Consider the following 19,362-nt stretch of genomic DNA (forward strand, 5'->3'; position numbering starts at 1 on the left):
TTCCTAATTTCATTTTGTGTTTGGGATTAATCTTTTGAATAGAACTCTTACCAGTGGACCAGCTATAAAAAGCTGAAGAAAAAATGCCATAGGAAAATTTAGTACTGTTGTTTGTATCCAGGTGGAAATAGTTTCTTGATGAAATCCGCCTTTAAAAAGTATAGTTGCAGCCAGACTCATCATAGGACACATTAGCCAGATAGATAGAACGGATATAGCCAGTATAATAAGAAAAGGCTTATCTGTATCTGGAGTTACTAATTTAAATGCTGCTTTTTTTGCAAGCGGAGCTGCAATAAACGTATCTAATATAAAACCAACTACCCCCATAATGGGAAGTTCACTTAACGCAGCTAAAAAGATAAAGTTTTTCATGGAGCCAGTCTCCAAGGCTATGTTATAGCAAATCATGGCATATACCATAACAATAACCATCATAATTGTGTAAATTGTTTCTTGTCTTCTGTTTTGTGGCATAATATTCTCCTGCACTTTCATATTTTTTCTGTAAACTTTCATTGCTCTTATATTTTTGCATACAAAAAGCACAGCAAACTTTCGTTTTACTGTGCGTATATTTTTACATTATGCGCTGCAACTACCATTAATTAAAAGTATTTTAGCATGATATTGTTTTAAATGCAACTCTTTTGAATAACTTTTGCTTGCAAAATAGCACAACCCTATATATAATTAATAACAAATTGAAAAATATGGTGCTTTTTATAAGTTAAAAGGGAATGTGGTAACAAGCCACAACAGCCCCCGCTACTGTAATTGGGATGAAAGCCGCATAAAATAGTCATTGGAAGCAATCTGTATAAGTTGTCCTGTGTCGGAATCAAGTATTTGGACAAGGTATAAGGTTGAATCTGAGAAGACGGCGGTAAGTAAGTTGACCATAAGTCAGGAAACCTGCCATATACAATTTTTTAGCTTTTCTTCGGAGGGAAGAAAGAGCGGAAGGAGCAGAAAATGAAAAATTATAAAAAAATTTTGCCGTTGCTGTTAGTTCTTGTATTAACATTTGGACTTACAGCATGTGGAAGTAAAACAAATAGTTCAGAGGAACAAGATGCCAATCCGACAGTGGCAGCAGTTACTGAAACAGAGAATACAGAAGTATCTGAAGCAACAGAAGCAGAAACACCAGCACCTGCCACAGAATATCCAGTTACAATTACCGATTCCGAAGGCAGAGACATTACTGTAGAAGCAGAGCCAGAGAAGGTAGTATCTATGGCACCTAACATTACAGAATTAATGTTTGCATTGGGTGCAGAGGATAAGCTGGTTGGGCGTACTGATTATTGTGATTATCCAGAAGAGGCAGCACAGATTGAATCAGTGGGAACACTTACAACACCAGATATAGAAAAAATAATTAGTTTACAGCCAGATGTGGTAATTGCCTCCACACATTTTACTGAGGAATCAGAGGAAAAATTAACGGAGCTTGGAATAAAAGTAATACTTTTATATGAAGAACATGAAGTAGAAGGTGTATACACAATTCTCGATACATTAGGTACTATTTTAAATGAAAAAGATTCTGCTGCGGCATTAGTAACAGAAATGAAAACTTCCATTGAGGAAACAAAAGCAGCCGTTGCAGGTTTAGAAACTCCTAGTGTATATTATGTAGTTGGATTTGGGGAATATGGCGACTATACAGCAGGCGGAGACACCTTTGTGGGACAGTTAATTACCCTAGCAGGTGGAAATAATATTGCACAGGATGTATCAGGTTGGTCATATACATTAGAAAGTCTTGTAGAAGCAGATCCAGACATTATTATTATTGCAGAAGGCATGAAAGAAAGCTTTGTAACAGCAGATAATTATAAAGAGTTAAGTGCTGTAAAAAATGGGAATGTGTATGGAATTGACAACAATACAGTAGAAAGACAAGGATATCGAAATGCAGAAGGAATTAGAGCATTAGCAGAAATTTTTCATCCAGATGCATTTAAATAATATAAATACAGACTTCGGAAGCAGCCAGAACGCTTCTGAGGTCTTTTTGTCGTGTAATAGAAATTTTCTATTTTAAAGCTGTAGTTTATGAAACTATGCTATATAACCGCTTTAGAAAGGGAGGATATATGAAAAAAGAAAAAAAAGGAAATCAATATATTTTTCCCCTGGTCATAATATTGCTTTTTAGTGTTGTATGCTCAGCGTCTTTGGGGTCAGCAAACCTAACTGTTTTAGACAGCTTAAAAATCATTGCGGACAGAATACCTGTTCTAAAGAATTTGATTAAGACAGAAATGATACCAGAGGTTTATACCAGAATTGTCTGGGACATACGAATGCCAAGAATATTGTTTGCAGGGTTGACAGGATGTGGGTTATCGGTAGTAGGGGCAGCATTTCAGGGGCTATTTCGGAATCCGTTGGCGGACCCACATATTCTAGGCGTTTCTTCTGGGGCAGCAGCAGGAGCAACCATTGCCATGCTAAGCGGTATAGGATTTACAATTATGGGGTTCGGCGTAATTGGGGTTTTTGCTTTTTTAGGTGCATTACTTACTGTTTTAATAGTATACCGTATTTCTTGTGTTGGAAATAAACTTCCAGTTGTCAATATTTTATTAACAGGAACTGCAATTAGTACCATGTTATCTTCATTAATATCTTTACTTATGACATTTCATCACAATCAGATTGAAAAAGTATATTTATGGACATTGGGAAGCTTTTCAGCTGCAAGCTGGTCAAAAGTAGTATTTTTAACAATATTTGTATTTGTTTGTACCATTGTTATTTTTATATTTTCAAAGGAACTAGATGTTATCCTGACAGGAAATGAAACAGCAGAAAGTCTGGGCATTGATACGGCAAAAATTAAAAAAATCATAATAGTTTCTGCATCCTTACTGGTGGCAGCCTGTGTTTCCGTCAGCGGCATTATTGGATTTGTAGGGCTGGTTGTGCCGCATTGCATACGTATTTTGAGTGGACCTAAGCATCAGAAGCTAATACCGTTAACGGGAATAGGAGGAGCTGTTTTTATGATTTTTTGTGACACCATTGCGCGGACAGCAGCAGCTCCATCGGAAATACCAGTAGGAGTCATTACAGCAATGCTGGGAACACCCTATTTTATTTATTTGCTGCAACGAAATAAAAGGAAGCAGGTATTCGTATGAAAAGAAAATGGAAACCAGAAGAGTCTGGGGAAATGAAAATTACAGAGCTTTCCTGGAAACCATCTAAAGGACAGGCATCTATACTAAAAGGGATTAACTGTGTTTTTGAAAGAGGAAATTTCTATGGAATTATTGGCCCTAATGGTTCAGGAAAAACCTCTTTACTAAAAAATATTATGAGATTTGTGGAAAGTACTGAAGGGGACATAGAACTTGATTCAATTGATTTGAGAAAGTATAAGAGAAGAGAAATGGCAGGAAAAGTGTCACTTGTTCCACAAAATACCCATATGGAGGCAGCATTTTCTGTTTATGACATTGTGATGATGGGACGGATGCCCTATCAAAGGCGGTTTGAGCCAGATACAGAAAAAGACAGGGAAATTGTATTAGAAGCAATGCGGCTTACAGATTGCATTCATTTAAAGGAAAAAGAGGTATCGCTGCTTAGCGGTGGGGAAGCCCAGCGGGTGGCTGCTGCAAGAGCAATTGCCCAGGATACTCAATGGATTATATTAGATGAACCGATTTCAAATTTAGATGTGAAGCATCAGGCAGAAATGATGAATGCACTGCTTTACTTAAAAGAAAAGAAGGAAAAAACCATTATTGCCGTTCTCCATGACATTAATATTGCAGCGACGTATTGCAGCAAGATTGTTATGATGAAGGATGGGAAAATATATAGCAGTGGAAAAACAGAAGAAGTTCTGACAAAAGAAAACTTGTCCAACGTTTACGAAATAGCATTTGAAATTTTAGAAAATGATGAGACAAAGAGAAAATACTATGTTCCATGTCTATAGGAGGTTATTATGAAGCTGCCAAGAATTATGATTGCTGCTACAGCAAGCGGAAGTGGAAAGACTCTAGTTACCTGCGGATTATTACAAGCATTTGTTAAAAGAGGCATTAAAACAGCCTCATTCAAATGTGGGCCTGACTATATCGATCCTATGTTTCATACAAAAGTCTTGGGAACACCATCCAGAAATCTAGATACCTTTTTTACAGAAGAGAGGACATTAAAATATTTATTTGGTTCTGCTGCAAGGGACTTCCAGTTGTCTGTCTTAGAAGGAGTTATGGGATATTATGATGGTCTAGATATTTCTACGGATAAAGCTTCTTCTTATGAACTGGCTAAGCTGACTGCTACACCAGTTATTCTTGTTGTAAATTGTCGGGGGATGAGTCTTTCTATAGTGCCTATGATAAAAGGATTTTTACAATATAAAAAGGAAAGCCAGATTAGAGGGGTAATTTTAAATCAGATAGCAGAAAGCATTTATCCCGAAATAAAGAAGAAGATTGAACAGGAACTGGAAGTAATGGTGGCAGGCTATGTGCCTTATGTAAAAGAACTGGTAATAGAAAGCAGGCATTTAGGACTAGTCTGCCCAGAAGAAGTGAAAGATTATCACAAAAAACTAGATGAGCTGGCAAATGTATTAGAAAGAACGGTTGAAATAGAAAAGCTAATAGAGATAGCTCATAATGCCCCTTCATTTAACTATGAAGAGTCAGAATTTCCAACGGTCAGTGGGAAACCACGCATTGCAGTTGCTAGAGACGAGGCGTTTTGCTTTTATTATGAAGAGAATCTACAGATTTTAAAAGAAATGGGAGCAGAAATAGTGGAATTTTCACCAATTCACCACAAGCAGCTGCCACATAAAATAGATGGAATGATTCTAGGAGGAGGTTATCCAGAATTATTTGCAGAGCAGCTTAGTGAAAACACAGAAATGAAAAGCAGCATTAAGTCTGCATTATTACAGGGAATCCCTTGTATGGCAGAGTGTGGAGGGTTTATGTACCTTCACAAAACAATGGAGGATATGAAACACTGTTCTTATCCTATGGTAGGAGTGATAGAAGGAACTGTTTATAAAACAAAACATTTGAACCGATTTGGTTATATAGAAATGGAAGCAAGACAGTCAGAACTAAACCTGGAAATGGGAGAAGTGATTCGGGGACATGAATACCATTACTTTGAAAGCACTAGTTTAGGGGAAAGCTGCACTGCCAGAAAGCCTGAAAAAAACATAGAGTGGAACTGTATACATGGAAAAGAAGGCCAACTAATGGGATTTCCTCATTTATATTATTATTCCAATCCTAAAGTGCCTTACAAATTTTTATTAAAGTGTCTGGAGAAAAGAAATGAAATTAAATGAAATAATTAAGAAAATAGAACCTTTGGATGAGTTGGCAAAACAGAATTGTAGAAAACGGTGGGACAGTATTGCAAAACCACTTTACAGCCTTGGGAAATTAGAGGAAGTCATTGTACAAATTAGTGGGATAACAAAAAGCCACAAAGTTAAGCTGGATAAAAGGGCTCTTGTTATTATGTGTGCAGACAATGGTGTTGTAGAAGAAGGGGTAACTCAGGTGGGAAGTGAGATTACAGCAATTGTTTCGGAGAATTTTATGGATATGAATTCTTGTGTCTGTGTTATGGCGCAACAGGCAGCAGTGGATGTATATCCAATTGATATAGGAATTATGAGGGATACAAAAGTGCCTAATAGGAAGGTTGCATATGGGACAAAGAATATACGGTATGAACCAGCTATGACAAGAGAGCAGGCCGTACAGGCAATTGAGGTAGGAATTGAAACGGTATTTGAATTGAAGGAGAAGGGTTATCATATTCTTGCAACTGGTGAAATGGGCATTGGAAATACTACAACCAGTAGTGCGGTTTCTTCTGTTTTACTGGAACTGTCCCCTGAGGTGGTAACGGGAAAGGGTGCTGGATTGTCAGATACTGGTCTGGAGAAGAAGAGAAAAGTAATCGCGGAGGCTATTGAACTACACAAACCTGATAAAAATGACCCGATAGATGTATTGGCTAAAGTAGGAGGATTTGATATTGCCGGACTGGCAGGTGTTTATCTGGGTGCTGCTGCCGCAAAAATTCCAGTGGTAATGGATGGGTTTATTTCTGCCGCCGCTGCACTGGCAGCAGTTGGGATAGAACCAGAGGTTATCCATTATATTATACCGTCTCATGTATCAAAGGAAAGTGGAGGAAAACGATTGCTGGACGCACTGGGCAAGGAGCCATTTCTTACCTGTGACATGTGTCTGGGTGAGGGAACGGGGGCAGTTGCCTTATTTCCACTGCTTGATATGGCATTAGAGGTTTATTTAAAAATGAGTACATTTGAAGAAATCGAAATAGAGGCATATCAGCCCTTGTAGAAAATAGGAGTGCCAGACAGGCAGATAGGAGTAAATGTGTTAACGGTAGTAATAGGCGGAAGTGGAAGTGGAAAATCCGAATTTGCGGAGAATTTAGCCGTAAAAAAAGGAAAAGAAAAAAAATTAATTTATATTGCAACGATGCAGCCTTTTGATAAGGAGACAGAAATAAGAATTAAAAAGCATCAGGATATGAGGAAAGAAAAAAAGTTTCATACGATAGAGTGTTTTACCAGATTAGAGAGTGTTAGTTTACCTCCTTTATCAGTGGTACTGCTGGAGTGTATGTCTAATCTTATTGCCAATGAAATGTTTGGGGAGGAAGGGGCAAAAATTAACACATTGTCAGCAGTAAAGGCTGGATTAAACAGTATTCTAGAGCAGTCAGAGGAAGTAGTAGTGGTTACTAACAATGTGTTTGAAGAGGGAACTAATGTTGATCAGATGACAGAAAGATATATAAGAGTATTGGCTGAAATAAACGGTTGGTTGTGTAAACAAGCAGATGTGGCAGTAGAAGTAATACATGGCATACCTGTTTGGATAAAGCAGGGAGGAACAAAGCAAAATGAAAGCGCTGGTAAATAGTTTTTTAATTGCATTTTCTATGTATTCTAAAATACCTGTTCCAAGAGCAGACTGGACAAAAGAAAATATGAGGTATGTCATGTGTTTTTTTCCACTTGTAGGGGTAGTAATAGGAGCAGCAGTCTATCTGTGGAATGCTATGGCTGCGTTTCTGCCAGTGAGCAATATATTTCATCATGCAGTTTTGGCAGTAATCCCTCTTTTTATTACAGGGGGAATTCATATGGATGGGCTGATGGATACGGCAGATGCATTAAGATCCTATCAGCCTGTAGAAAAGAAATTAGAAATTTTAAAAGATCCACAGGCAGGAGCCTTTGCTGTTATAACCTGCGTTATCTATATTCTGCTGGATTTTGCAGTCTGGTATGATATAACAGCAAAGGAGATAGAAGTTCTGGCGGTAGGATTTGTGTTGTCGAGGGCACTTAGCGGGCTGGCAGTTGTTACGTTTCCATTGGCAAAGAACAGTGGATTGGCAGCAACTTTTTCAAACGAAGCTAGAAAAAAGGTGACAAGATACGTTATGATATGCTATATCATCTGCTGTGTGACAGCTATGGTATGGCTGGACTGGAAGTTAGGACTTATCGGAATAGCGGGTTCTCTGTTGGTATTTGGTTACTATCGGTACATGTCTGTTAAGGAATTTGGTGGAATTACTGGGGATTTGGCAGGATACTTTTTGCAGATTTGTGAACTTATAATGGCAATTTGCGTAGTGACAGGGGGAAATATATGTGGTTAATTACAGGAGGTGCATACCAGGGAAAACTGGAATATGCCATGCAGTGTACAGGTATTAAAAAAGAGGATATAGCAGATGGAGCTATATGTGACATAGAAGAAATAATGAAAAAGCCAATGGTGAATTGTTTTCACCTTTGGATTGCCAGGATGTTGAAAGACGAACAGGATGTAATGACCTTGGTGGAAAAAATAATGAAAAATAACCCACATATAGTATTTGTAGTGGATGAGCTGGGTTGTGGCATTGTGCCAATAAATTCTTTTGACCGCATGTATAGAGAAACAACAGGTAGAATCTGCTGTCGCATTGCCAGCAGGGCAAAATGTGTCCACCGGGTAATCTGCGGTGTTGGAGTGGTGATAAAAAATGATTAAAGTTATATTGATACGGCATTTTGCTACTTTTGGAAATCAAATGAAACGGTATATCGGGGTGACGGACGAGCCGTTATGTGAAAATGCATATAAACCGTTAGAGGAAATAATTTATCCAGAAGCGGAGGCTGTATTTTGCAGTCCATTAATTCGATGCCAGGAAACAGCAAAGCTCATTTATCCAAAGAAAAAACCAGTAATTTGTCCAAATTTGAGAGAATGTGACTTTGGGGAATTTGAAAATAAAAACTATATGGAATTAAAGAATAATCCTAACTATCAGGCGTGGATTGATAGTCAGGGAACCATGACCTTTCCAAGTGGTGAAAAACCAGAGGTATTCAAAAGACGAAGTGTCAAGGAATTTCAGAAGGTAGTAGAGGAAAGTATTCAGGCAGGATATAAAACAATTGGATTAGTAGTTCACGGTGGTACTATAATGAGCATTTTAGAAAGATATACGGAACCACCAACGGATTATTATTCCTGGCAAGTAGAAAATGGGCATGGATATGTTCTGGAATTTGATGATAAGAAAGAAAGGATAACAAAACTATGCAGTATTTGAAAGATTCATGCATTGCTTTATTGCTAGGCTTTCTATTGGATTTGCTCATAGGAGATCCCCACTGGCTTTGGCATCCAGTAAGGGGGATTGGAAAGCTGGTTACGGTATTAGAAAAGTGGCTGAGGAGTATATTTCCAAAAACACAAAGGGGAGAATGGATAGGGGGAATTACCCTTGTAGTTGCAGTGGCGGTATTTGCAGCAGGAGTGCCTGCTTTACTACTATATACATTTTACGGATGGAACAGATGTGCCGGAGTTTTTCTGGAAAGTATTTTTTGCTGGCAGCTTCTTGCTACAAAGGCATTAAAGGTGGAAAGTATGAAGGTATATCAGGAATTGTCACATAATGATATAAGGGGGGCCAGGAGGGCAGTATCCATGATAGTTGGGAGAGATACAGAAAATTTGACGGAAGAAGGTATAACAAAGGCGGCAGTAGAAACGGTGGCTGAGAATACTTCAGACGGAAGCATTGCCCCAATGCTTTACCTTGCACTTGGCGGGGCGGTACTTGGCTTTTTCTATAAGGCAGTTAATACTATGGATTCCATGGTAGGTTATAAAAACGAAAAATATCTCTATTTTGGTCGAGCTGCTGCCAAAGTGGATGATATACTGAACTTTATTCCAGCTAGGCTATCCGCTGGCCTAATGCTGCTGGCAGCTATTATAAAAGGATATGATACAAGAAATGCATGGAAGATTTACAGAAGAGATCGCTATCATCATGCCAGTCCCAATTCAGCACACACAGAGGCGGTTATGGCAGGGGCACTGGGAATTCAGCTGGGAGGAGATGCCAGCTATTTTGGAACATTGTATCATAAGCAGACAATAGGAGATAATCTGAGAACAGTGGAAATTAGTGATATTAAAAAATCAAATGAGCTTCTCTATCTTACGGCAGTATTGGGTATTCTTTTGTTAGACGGAGTCAGATTTTTGCTGTTAATTTTGTAAGGAAGAAGGGAGTTACTATGTATCAGCATGGCGGGGACATTTATCATTATCAAAAAATACTGGATTTTTCTACAAACGTTAATTTAATGGGAACACCAATCGGAGTAATAGAAGCTTTGGAGAAGGGAGCCAGATTGTGTCACCAGTATCCTGATACAAACTGCACCCAACTGAGGATGGCTATATCAGAAAAAGAAAACATTCCAATGCCACAAATTATCTGTGGAAATGGAGCGGCTGATTTAATTTATGCCCTTGTATTAGCTGTACAGCCCCAAAAGGCATTGCTGCCAGTTCCGTCATTTTTTGAATACGAGCAGGCGTTAAATGTGGTAAAGTGCCATATTAATTATTTTCAGACAAAAAAGGAAAAAGGTTTTTTGTTGCAGGAGGATTTTCTGGAACAGATAACAGGAGATGTTGAACTTATTTTTCTGTGCAATCCCAATAATCCTACAGGACATTTAATAGAAGCAGGGTTGCTAGATAAAATAATTGAGAAGTGCTGGCAGCACAATTCCCTGCTGGTAGTAGATGAATGCTTTATGGATTTTGTAAAGAAAGAGGAATGTTATTCTGTAAAGAAAAAATGGAAGAAATACAAAAATATCTTTATTTTAAAAGCATTTACAAAACTATATACCATGCCAGGAGTACGTTTGGGATATGGAATTTGCCAAAATGAAGATTTGATCAAAAAAATGAAAGAGGTATGTCAGCCATGGAGCGTTTCACTGCTGGCACAGATGGCGGGGGTTGCGGCATTAAAGGAAACGAATTATGTAAGGGAGTCCATGGAAGTACTGAATCAGGAAAGACAGTATTTGTTTCATGAGTTTAGAAAGCTAAATCTTGCTGTAATAGGTTCAAAGGCAAATTATTTATTTTTTTCGGCAGAGCCAGATTTGTACGAAAAATGTTTGGAAAAAGGGATACTAATTAGAGATTGCAGTAATTATAGAGGTTTAGAAAAAGGATATTACCGGATTGCTGTAAAAAACCATCTGGAAAATATAGAATTTATTAAGGTACTGAAGGAGGTACAAGGTAATGGCAAAATCAATTATGATACAGGGAACGATGTCTAACGTTGGAAAAAGCTTTCTTACAGCTGGACTTTGCCGTATTTTTGCCCAGGACGGCTACAAGACGGCACCGTTTAAATCTCAGAACATGGCGTTAAATTCTTATATAACAGAGGAAGGTCTTGAGATGGGAAGGGCACAGGTTATGCAGGCCGAGGCAGCAGGAATCCAGCCATCTGTCTGGATGAATCCTATTTTACTAAAGCCAACAAATGATGTTGGGTCACAGGTTATCGTCAATGGTGAGGTAATTGGCAACATGAGTGCAAGGGAATATTTTCAATACAAAAAGAAATTGATTCCTTCTGTCATGGAGGCGTATCGAAGATTAGAAGAGGAATACGACATTATTGTAATAGAGGGGGCTGGAAGCCCAGCTGAAATTAATTTAAAATCAGAAGATATTGTGAATATGGGAATGGCAAAAATGGCAAATGCACCAGTTCTTTTGGTAGGAGACATTGACAGAGGCGGTGTATTTGCCCAGTTAGTTGGAACCATGGAATTGTTGGAGTTAGAAGAAAGAGAACGAGTTAAGGGATTAATTATCAATAAATTCCGTGGTGATAAAACTATTTTGGATTCAGGAGTGCATATGCTGGAAGAACGGTTAAGTACTCCAGTTATAGGAGTTACGCCATTTATGCAGATAGATTTGGAAGATGAGGATAGCTTATCAGACCGATTTACAGTAAAAAGGAATGTAGAAGCAATAGATATTGTAGTAATTAGACTTCCTAGAATTTCTAATTTCACAGATTTTAACATATTGGAAAATATAAAGGGAGTGTCTCTTCGGTATGCAGCATGCTTAGCTGATTTGAAAAATCCAGATATGATTATAGTACCAGGAACAAAAAATACAATGAAAGATCTTTTATGGATGCGCCAAAATGGATTAGAAGCAGCTGTCTTAAAGGCTGCTGCCAGAGGAAAACTGGTGTTTGGCATATGTGGTGGCTATCAGATGCTGGGACAACAAATTTGCGATCCACTGGGAATAGAAGAGGGTGGCACCATTTCAGGGATGGGCTTACTTCCTGTGAAAACTATTTTTCAAAGGGAAAAGACGCGAACTAGGGTAAGAGGGAGCTTTCAGACGATGGAAGGGTTACTAAAAGAACTTTCGGGTGAGGAGTTTGAAGGATATGAAATTCATATGGGAAATACAGTATGCGTGCACCCTATGCTGCCAGTGGCTTGTATACATAATATAAATGACAGCGAAGGAATAAACAAACCAGAGGGTGGATTTGTGGAAAATGTATTTGGAACTTATGTACATGGTATTTTCGATAAAGAACGGATAGTGAAAAAGCTTGTAGCTGCCCTTGCAGCAGAAAAAGGATTATCACTGCCAGAGGTGGAGCTGATGGACTTTGCAAGATATAAGGAGCAGCAGTATGATATACTGGCAGATACCTTAAGGACATATTTGGATATGGAAAAGATATATCGGATTATTTTTTGACAGTTTTTTTGTGCAATATTGCTTCCACGGAATAAAACATGTGCAATATTATGTATTTGTGGTATAATATCTATTTAGAAAGATGTAGTGTTATTGGCAATATAGCTGAAGATGTAAAGGAAGATGACGGTATGGGAAGACTTGGGGAAAAGAAACAAAATGAAGATGCTCCCAAAAGGCTGGGAGCAGTAATGAACTGCGTTAGTATAGTGTTGTATATTCTGTTATCCGTTTTATTAATAACGATGAGCAGAGGGAAACAATCTATACACATAGGTAAAGTAGAATTAATGACGAATTCGGTGCAGGGGGTATTCGCTCAGTTTCAATTATTAATTGCAGTATATCTTGCATTAAGTAAGGTTCAAACGGGGTTTTATACAGCTTTAGTGCTGGTTACATATTCGTTCAGTTTGACGTCTATTTATTCTTATGTAAATATGGACACAAGGCCGCTTCCAGGGATCATTGCGTATGGAGCAGCATTTCTTGTTGTTAATCTGCTGCATAAGTACAAAAAAAATATGAATGAACAGAATATTTTATTAATGAATCAAAACCAAATGCTGAAAAAGAAGGAAAAGGAATTAAAGCAAATGGCCTTTTTCGATGATTTGACGAAGGTTTTAAATAGAAAAATGTTTATCGGAGAATTAGCTATGCAGGTAGAAAATTTCAAGCACACAGAAAGAAAAATATACGTGGTGTTTATAGATATTGATAACTTTAAAACCATTAATGATACGCTGGGACATCAGATAGGGGATTTTGTACTAATCGAACTGGTGGAACGAATTAAGAAGCAATTACATGAAGAGGATATCATTGGGAGGCTTGGAGGAGATGAGATTGGATTAATTATTATGCAGAAGATAGATAAAAAAGGAGTATTGGAATATCTGAATAAAATTAGGGAAGAGTTGATGAGCAGTGTGTTTTGTCAGGAAGAGAAAAAATTTACCGTAACCAGCAGCTTTGGGGTTGCAGAGTTTCCTAAGAGTGGAACAAGTGCAGAAGAACTATTAAAAAATGCAGATAGTGCTATGTATTCATCAAAAAGAGAGGGCAGAAACCAGGTCACTTTTTTTGATGAAATCAAAATAGAAGAAAAATTTAAGTTGTAAGGAGCGTAACTATGAAGATAAAATGGAAAATTATAATTGCAGCAGTTGTGGTTATCTTGGGATTAACTGTTACTGTAAATAGTTTTTTCTACTTTGAAGTAAATGATTTGGTAAAATCAGAAAACGGAGAGGAATTGAGAAATTACTCCAATATGGGCTATCAGTTACTGGATGCAAGATATCCAGGCGAGTGGAAGGTAGAAGGAGATCAGCTTTTTAAAGGTGATACCGTAATAAACAATAATTTTGAAGTGATTGACGCGTTTACCAATCAGACAGAGGTCCTGGCAACTATATTTTTGAATGACACCAGAATAGCAACGAATGTTACCGATGAAAAGGGAGAGAGAAAAGTAAATACAAAAGCGTCAGAGGATGTAATCCAGACAGTGCTGGAACAAAAACAGGTATATGAAGGGACAGCTGTAATTTTAGGGAAGTCAGCACAAAGTTATTATGTACCAATCAAAGATGGTAATGGAACTGTAGTTGGCATGTGGTTTGTGGGAATTTACACAGACGTTGTGCAGAACAGAATTGCAGATGCGATAAAATGGATGTTGGGGTTGTCTATCATCATGATAGCTGCCGGTGCGGTTGTATCATACCTTCTAGGTAATGCCATTTCTAAAGGCATCATTTTAGTAAAAGAGCGTATGAAGTCTATGGAGCAGGGGGACTTTGATTTTCATTTTGAAAAGAAGGTTTTGAAACGTAAGGACGAGGTGGGCGAGATTGCCAATTCTTCTTTTCATATGCAGCAAAAAATTGCAGATATCATTAAGGGGATACAGCTGGAAGTTAGCAGAATTGAAGAATCTACAGAGAATTCAGTGAAAAGTACAGAATATGTACATGGAAATTTAGAAGATATTTCCGCTACAACTCAGCAATTATCAGCGGGAATGGAGGAAACTTTTGCGTCAACAGAGGAAATGAATGCGTCCACATACGAAATTGAAAATGAAGTAACCCAGATGAAAGATAAGGCAGTAAGTGGTGAGGTGCTTGCAAAGGAAATAAAGGAGAGAGCATCAAAATTAAAATCAGAAACTTCTTTATCGCAAAAAAGTGCAACAGAGCTGTATGAGGTTACGAATAAGCAGTTAAGAGAATCCATTAAGAAAACAAATGCAATTGAAGAAATTCGAGTTCTGTCTAAAACCATATTAGACATTACGTCACAGACAAATCTGCTGGCATTAAATGCAGCAATTGAGGCAGCAAGAGCTGGTGAAGCCGGAAAAGGGTTTTCTGTAGTGGCAGAAGAAATACGGGTTTTAGCTGAAAATTCAAAATCTGCCGTTTCTCAGATTGATGAGATTACCAATGATGTGTCGGATGCGGTAAAAAGTGTGGTGACGGATTCAAAAAGTTTATTGGATTTTGTAGACAATCAGGTAATTAAGGACTATGAGGTTTTGATGCAGACAAGTAATCAGTATGCAGCAGATGCAGACATGGTACAGGAGGTTGTAATAGATATAAAATATACGTCAGAACAACTTTATGAATCCATTAAGCAGATTCGGAACGCCATTGATGAAATAACAAAAGCCGCCAGTGAAGGTGCTGAAGGCGCTATGGATATTGCAACAAAAGTATCCGAGATAGCTGCCAAAACTAGTGATGTGGTTCAACAGGCAAACGAAAATAAAGAAAGTGCAGTAAAGCTAAATGAAATGGCTGGTTTTTTTCATATTTAGTTTTTACAGCTGTACATGAAAGTAGGGAGGAATGAATTTGAAGAAAATTTCAAAATTTATTCTGACAATGGTACTATATGCGTCTTATTTTGCTAGTGTTGTTTTAAAATCTAATACTTATGGGAACATATTATCTCCAATTGTTACAGTAATAGCAGCGTATTATATACGAAAAGGATATTATTTGAAAGAAAAGGAAACCTTGCAGAAAAGGGCTGGGATACTTTTATTTCTCAGCGTTTTTTCATGGTTTTTATGTGATGCCATGTGGTGCATTTCAGATCTGATACTTAAGACAGATCCCAATGAAAATCTGGTGATTACCTATGGTTATTCAGCCACCAATTTATTCATGATTAGTAGTTTTGTAGTATTAGGCTATCAAGAATTAAAACGATGGAGGGGGATACAGGTCCTAATTGATGCCTTTGCTGTATCTCTGTGTAGTATGATTTTGGTATGGGTTATATTTCTAAACCGTAATTTGCAGAACGCCATGTTAGTGAAAAATGACTGGGTGGCCATGCTTTCTCTATTTATTGATTTGCTAATATTTATATGGAACTGCATTTGGTTTTTTTCCATACGAAAAGGCAAGATGGCACTATCGTTAAAAATTACATTGTTTGGCAGCTTGGTATTTGTTATAGTCGACATTATATATTATTATGAATATTATTATTCGGTCTATGAACCTAATTCATTATTAGACGGTGGATATGTTATGGCATTTGCATTTTTGGCAATTGGAAGCATACTAAAAGAGAAGATGAATGTACAGGAAGCCGAAGTAGAGACAAACTGGGATGTTGGAAAAAGAAATGGGGTACTGCTTTTTGCCGCACCTTTGCTATTAATTATATTTGCAGGAATTCAAGCAGAATATTTACTTATGCTAGTTTCTATTATTATGGTTTACTTTGTAATATCTAATTATACCCAGAAAAATATTTACAGGGATGAATTATTGGTAAGGGAACGGAACTTAAATGCAGAGTTAGAAGGGAAAGTAAAAGAAAGAACAAAGGAATTAAATGATTTATTAAAACGGGACGTTGTAACAGGTCTACTCAGCAGGAGATATTTTCTGGAGCAAATAAACAAACAGGCAAAACAGTTAATGAAAGAGGAAACAATTCTTGTATTTTATATTGATGTTAATAAATATAAACTAATTAAAACAATGTTTGGAAATGATATTGGAGAAAAGGTACTGACTGAAGTTGGAAAAAGGCTGAATAAATATAGTTATGGAGAAGAAGATTTACTGGCTTCTTACGGAGAAGATGTTTTTATTATTTCTATGAAAGGAATTTATAGTATAGAGAGAGGAATGGAAATTGCAGAACATCTGATTCAGCTCAGTAGTGATTTATATAAGATTGAAGAATATGAGATACGTGTTACCGTTAATATAGGCGTATCTATGTTTCATGTAGATGCAAGAAGCTGTGAGGAACTTATTAAGAATGCTGACTTAGCCATGCTACAGGCAAAATCAGAAGGGTATAACCAGGCAAGAGCTTTTGATGAAGAATTAGGTGAAATAATATTTGAAAAAAATAGAATTGAGATTATGCTGAAAAAGGTTATTTGTGAGGAAGAATTTTTCTTGTGTTATCAGCCACAAGTCCTTGCTGTGGATGGAAGTCTGATTGGATTTGAAGCATTAATACGATGGAAAACAAAGGGGGGAGAATGGATATCTCCTGGTCAGTTTATTCCGATTGCAGAGGAAACAGGTTTTATTAAACCGATTGGAGGCTGGGTAATGCAAAAAGCAATCCAGCAGATTGCAGTGTGGCAGAAAAAAAGCTTTTATAAACTAAGAATGGCAATTAATGTTTCTGTGAAGCAGTTAAATGAAAAAAAATTTATATTGGATTTGAAAGATACACTTAAAAAATATGATGTGGCACCAGAATCTATAGAAATAGAGATTACAGAAAGCATTGAGCTGGAAGAAAATAAGGAAATTATTGTTGCGTTAAAAAAAATTAGAGATATGGGAATTTCTATTGCAATAGATGATTTTGGAACAGGATATTCTTCTTTGTATTACTTAAAAAATCTTCCGGTTAATAGAATAAAGATTGCCAAACCATTGGTGGATCATATTGCCCAAGACTCTTATGATTATGCTATTGTGCAGACAGCTGTCAGGGTTGCCAAAGTAAAGGGGATCCATGTCATTGCCGAAGGTGTTGAAACAAAAGAGCAGTGGGAATGTTTAAAAACACTAGAATGTGATGAAATACAAGGGTATTATTTTGCCAGACCAATGTTGCCAGAGCAGGCATATGAGCAGTGGATTAAATCTGCCAAATAAGTGATATCTATTTCCACATAGCTTTTTAATAGTATTTAAAGAAAGCATTTGATACCATTAAGAGGAAAAAATGTGGAAAGGAAATGAAAAAATGGTAAAGAACTTGAAGAAAAAAGAGGGTAATAGAGGGGAAAGCCATGTAAATGACTGCTGGCTTACAGGTGAGCTGGCAGGTCCAGTTGTTTTGTTAAATGGATGCAGAACCAAGACCAGCCTGCTATTTATTGAAGATTACGTAAGTGAAATGCTGTTATACGGAGAGCTTTTTCTAACAGATGGTCCATGCACTGTGAAAAATGCAACAAAGAGCGCATTGAAAACATATGGTATACCTGAAAAAATTGTAATGGCGAAACAGTATTTCTCTGAAATGAGCAGGTTTTATAAAGTGTTTGAAGGGATAGGAATTTGTACTGTTTATGTAGATGAAAAGCTGTTTTTTAGAAAAGTAAACAGATGGAAAGAGTGTTTTACAAAGTGGAAGTGCAGGATGGAAAGAGGCAGATATGCTTCTTTGAAAGAGCTTAATTATTTGTTCTTAAAAATGTATTATAGAGAATATTTTAATGCAATTCAGCCAAACTATAAAATGACGCCAAGAGAGCGATTTCTATTGGATATAGATGAAATAGTTTTTTTAGATCCAGCAGCAGTAGAGGAAAGTTTTAACAAGAAAATAATATGACAAATGTATTTACAATTTTTTGGCAGAGTGTTAAAATATAGTCAAAGATTATTATATAGCCCGATAGTCTGATAGAATACAATGGATAAATATGCAGTATAGTAGGTTCAAAGTGCATCATTGGTAGAACAAATAATACAATTAGGAGGAATTTATTATGGCAAGATTTACATTACCTAGAGATTTGTATCATGGCAAGGACTCTCTTGCAGAGCTTAAGAACTTGAAGGGAGAAAGAGCAATTGTAGTAGTCGGCGGTGGTTCTATGAAGCGTTTTGGTTTCTTAGACAAAGCTGTTAAGTATTTAGAGGAAGCGGGTATGGAAGTTCAGCTTTTTGAAAATGTTGAGCCAGATCCAAGTGTTGAAACAGTTATGCGTGGTGCTGAGGCAATGAGAGCATTTAAGCCCGACTGGATTGTATCTATGGGTGGAGGTTCCCCAATTGATGCTGCTAAAGCAATGTGGGCATTCTATGAATATCCTGAGACATCATTTGATGATTTAATTGTACCATTTAATTTCCCAGCACTGCGTACAAAGGCAAAGTTTTGTGCTATTCCGTCTACGTCTGGAACAGCTACAGAAGTTACTGCATTTAGTGTAATTACTGACTATGAAAAAGGAATAAAATATCCGTTAGCGGATTTTAATATAACACCTGACGTTGCTATCGTAGATCCAGAATTAGCTGAGACTATGCCAGCAAAATTAACTGCGCATACAGGTATGGATGCTATGACTCATGCAATTGAGGCCTATGTTTCTACTTTACATTGTGACTATACAGATCCACTTGCATTACATGCGATTAAGATGATACATAAGTATCTTCAAAAATCCTATGAAGGTGACACGGATGCAAGAGAACGTATGCACAATGCACAGTGTTTAGCAGGTATGGCATTTTCCAATGCGTTATTAGGCATTGTCCACTCTATGGCGCACAAGACAGGGGCTGCATATAGTGGTGGTCATATTGTACATGGTTGCGCGAATGCTATGTATTTACCAAGGGTAATTCAGTTTAATGCAAAAAATGCAGAAGCAGCAGAGCGCTATGCAGAGATTGCAGGTTTTATTGGGTTAAAGGGTGATTCAACAGAGGAATTGGTAGCTGCACTGGTAGCAGAATTAAAGGCCATGAATGAAAGATTAAGTATTCCAAATAGTATTAAGGAATATGAGGGCGGCATTATTGATGAAAAGGAATTTAATGATAAGTTATCAGCGATTGCGGCTCTTGCGATTTCAGATGCTTGTACAGGTTCAAATCCAAGAACACCAAGCCAGGAAGAGATGGAAAAGTTATTAACTGCTTGTTATTATGGAGAAGACGTAAACTTTTAA

18 protein-coding genes and 1 riboswitch are annotated in these 19,362 nt (G+C 37.3%); of the genes, 17 read left to right on the top strand and 1 reads right to left on the bottom strand.

Going from position 1 to position 19,362, the window contains the following annotated elements; translation table 11 throughout:
- Positions 1-9: 9 nt before the first annotated feature.
- Positions 10-477: a DUF2798 domain-containing protein gene (locus tag BM305_RS06580; protein ID WP_092559905.1), complete on the bottom strand. Its 468-nt coding sequence runs from the start codon at positions 475-477 to the stop codon at positions 10-12.
- Positions 478-697: 220 nt separating this feature from the next.
- Positions 698-937: riboswitch (cobalamin riboswitch) on the top strand.
- Positions 938-975: 38 nt separating this feature from the next.
- On the opposite strand from BM305_RS06580, the gene BM305_RS06585 reads away from it, so the two are divergent.
- The 17 genes from BM305_RS06585 to BM305_RS06665 all read left to right on the top strand — a co-directional run bounded on the left by BM305_RS06585 (position 976) and on the right by BM305_RS06665 (position 19,362).
- The gene (locus BM305_RS06585; RefSeq protein ID WP_092559906.1) at positions 976-1,977 is read left to right on the top strand and encodes an ABC transporter substrate-binding protein; all 1,002 of its coding nucleotides are present in this window, start codon (positions 976-978) and stop codon (positions 1,975-1,977) included.
- A 128-nt stretch (positions 1,978-2,105) separates the two neighbouring features.
- Positions 2,106-3,155, top strand: coding sequence for a FecCD family ABC transporter permease (locus BM305_RS06590; RefSeq protein ID WP_092559907.1), 1,050 nt, complete (start codon positions 2,106-2,108; stop codon positions 3,153-3,155).
- Positions 3,152-3,961, top strand: a complete 810-nt coding sequence (locus BM305_RS06595; RefSeq protein WP_242940480.1) for an ABC transporter ATP-binding protein — start codon at positions 3,152-3,154, stop codon at positions 3,959-3,961. Before BM305_RS06590 ends, BM305_RS06595 begins: the two co-directional genes overlap by 4 nt.
- A gap of 9 nt (positions 3,962-3,970) precedes the next feature.
- Positions 3,971-5,338 carry a cobyrinate a,c-diamide synthase gene (locus tag BM305_RS06600; protein ID WP_092559908.1) on the top strand — a complete coding sequence of 456 codons (1,368 nt, stop codon included), beginning with the start codon at positions 3,971-3,973 and terminating at the stop codon, positions 5,336-5,338.
- Positions 5,325-6,371: a nicotinate-nucleotide--dimethylbenzimidazole phosphoribosyltransferase gene (cobT, locus tag BM305_RS06605; RefSeq protein WP_092559909.1), complete on the top strand. Its 1,047-nt coding sequence runs from the start codon at positions 5,325-5,327 to the stop codon at positions 6,369-6,371. Before BM305_RS06600 ends, cobT begins: the two co-directional genes overlap by 14 nt.
- Before the next feature lie 36 nt (positions 6,372-6,407).
- Entirely contained in the window at positions 6,408-6,959 is a 552-nt protein-coding gene (locus tag BM305_RS06610) for a bifunctional adenosylcobinamide kinase/adenosylcobinamide-phosphate guanylyltransferase (protein ID WP_092559910.1), read from the top strand.
- On the top strand, positions 6,940-7,707 hold the full coding sequence (locus BM305_RS06615) for an adenosylcobinamide-GDP ribazoletransferase (RefSeq protein ID WP_092559911.1): 768 nt from the start codon (positions 6,940-6,942) through the stop codon (positions 7,705-7,707). The genes BM305_RS06610 and BM305_RS06615 overlap by 20 nt, the downstream gene beginning before the upstream one ends.
- Complete coding sequence (locus tag BM305_RS06620; protein WP_092559912.1) at positions 7,698-8,084, top strand: bifunctional adenosylcobinamide kinase/adenosylcobinamide-phosphate guanylyltransferase; 387 nt, start codon at positions 7,698-7,700, stop codon at positions 8,082-8,084. The genes BM305_RS06615 and BM305_RS06620 overlap by 10 nt, the downstream gene beginning before the upstream one ends.
- Entirely contained in the window at positions 8,077-8,652 is a 576-nt protein-coding gene (locus BM305_RS06625; RefSeq protein WP_092559913.1) for a histidine phosphatase family protein, read from the top strand. Before BM305_RS06620 ends, BM305_RS06625 begins: the two co-directional genes overlap by 8 nt.
- Positions 8,640-9,614 (top strand): adenosylcobinamide-phosphate synthase CbiB, encoded by a 975-nt coding sequence (cbiB, locus tag BM305_RS06630; RefSeq protein ID WP_092559914.1) that lies wholly within the window; start codon positions 8,640-8,642, stop codon positions 9,612-9,614. The genes BM305_RS06625 and cbiB overlap by 13 nt, the downstream gene beginning before the upstream one ends.
- 17 nt (positions 9,615-9,631) lie before the next feature.
- On the top strand, positions 9,632-10,702 hold the full coding sequence (locus tag BM305_RS06635; protein WP_092559915.1) for a pyridoxal phosphate-dependent aminotransferase: 1,071 nt from the start codon (positions 9,632-9,634) through the stop codon (positions 10,700-10,702).
- Complete coding sequence (locus BM305_RS06640) at positions 10,665-12,170, top strand: cobyric acid synthase (RefSeq protein ID WP_092559916.1); 1,506 nt, start codon at positions 10,665-10,667, stop codon at positions 12,168-12,170. The genes BM305_RS06635 and BM305_RS06640 overlap by 38 nt, the downstream gene beginning before the upstream one ends.
- A gap of 50 nt (positions 12,171-12,220) precedes the next feature.
- Complete coding sequence (locus BM305_RS06645) at positions 12,221-13,294, top strand: GGDEF domain-containing protein (protein WP_177214589.1); 1,074 nt, start codon at positions 12,221-12,223, stop codon at positions 13,292-13,294.
- An 11-nt stretch (positions 13,295-13,305) separates the two neighbouring features.
- The gene (locus tag BM305_RS06650) at positions 13,306-15,000 is read left to right on the top strand and encodes a methyl-accepting chemotaxis protein (RefSeq protein WP_092559918.1); all 1,695 of its coding nucleotides are present in this window, start codon (positions 13,306-13,308) and stop codon (positions 14,998-15,000) included.
- A 37-nt stretch (positions 15,001-15,037) separates the two neighbouring features.
- Positions 15,038-17,329: a putative bifunctional diguanylate cyclase/phosphodiesterase gene (locus BM305_RS06655; protein WP_177214590.1), complete on the top strand. Its 2,292-nt coding sequence runs from the start codon at positions 15,038-15,040 to the stop codon at positions 17,327-17,329.
- A gap of 70 nt (positions 17,330-17,399) precedes the next feature.
- Positions 17,400-18,014, top strand: a complete 615-nt coding sequence (locus BM305_RS06660) for a hypothetical protein (protein ID WP_092559920.1) — start codon at positions 17,400-17,402, stop codon at positions 18,012-18,014.
- Between the two features lie 157 nt (positions 18,015-18,171).
- Positions 18,172-19,362 (top strand): iron-containing alcohol dehydrogenase, encoded by a 1,191-nt coding sequence (locus BM305_RS06665; protein ID WP_092559921.1) that lies wholly within the window; start codon positions 18,172-18,174, stop codon positions 19,360-19,362.

It is taken from the genome of Anaeromicropila populeti, from assembly GCF_900112775.1.
In the GTDB taxonomy this organism is placed as follows: Bacteria; Bacillota; Clostridia; order Lachnospirales; family Lachnospiraceae; genus Anaeromicropila_A; species Anaeromicropila_A populeti.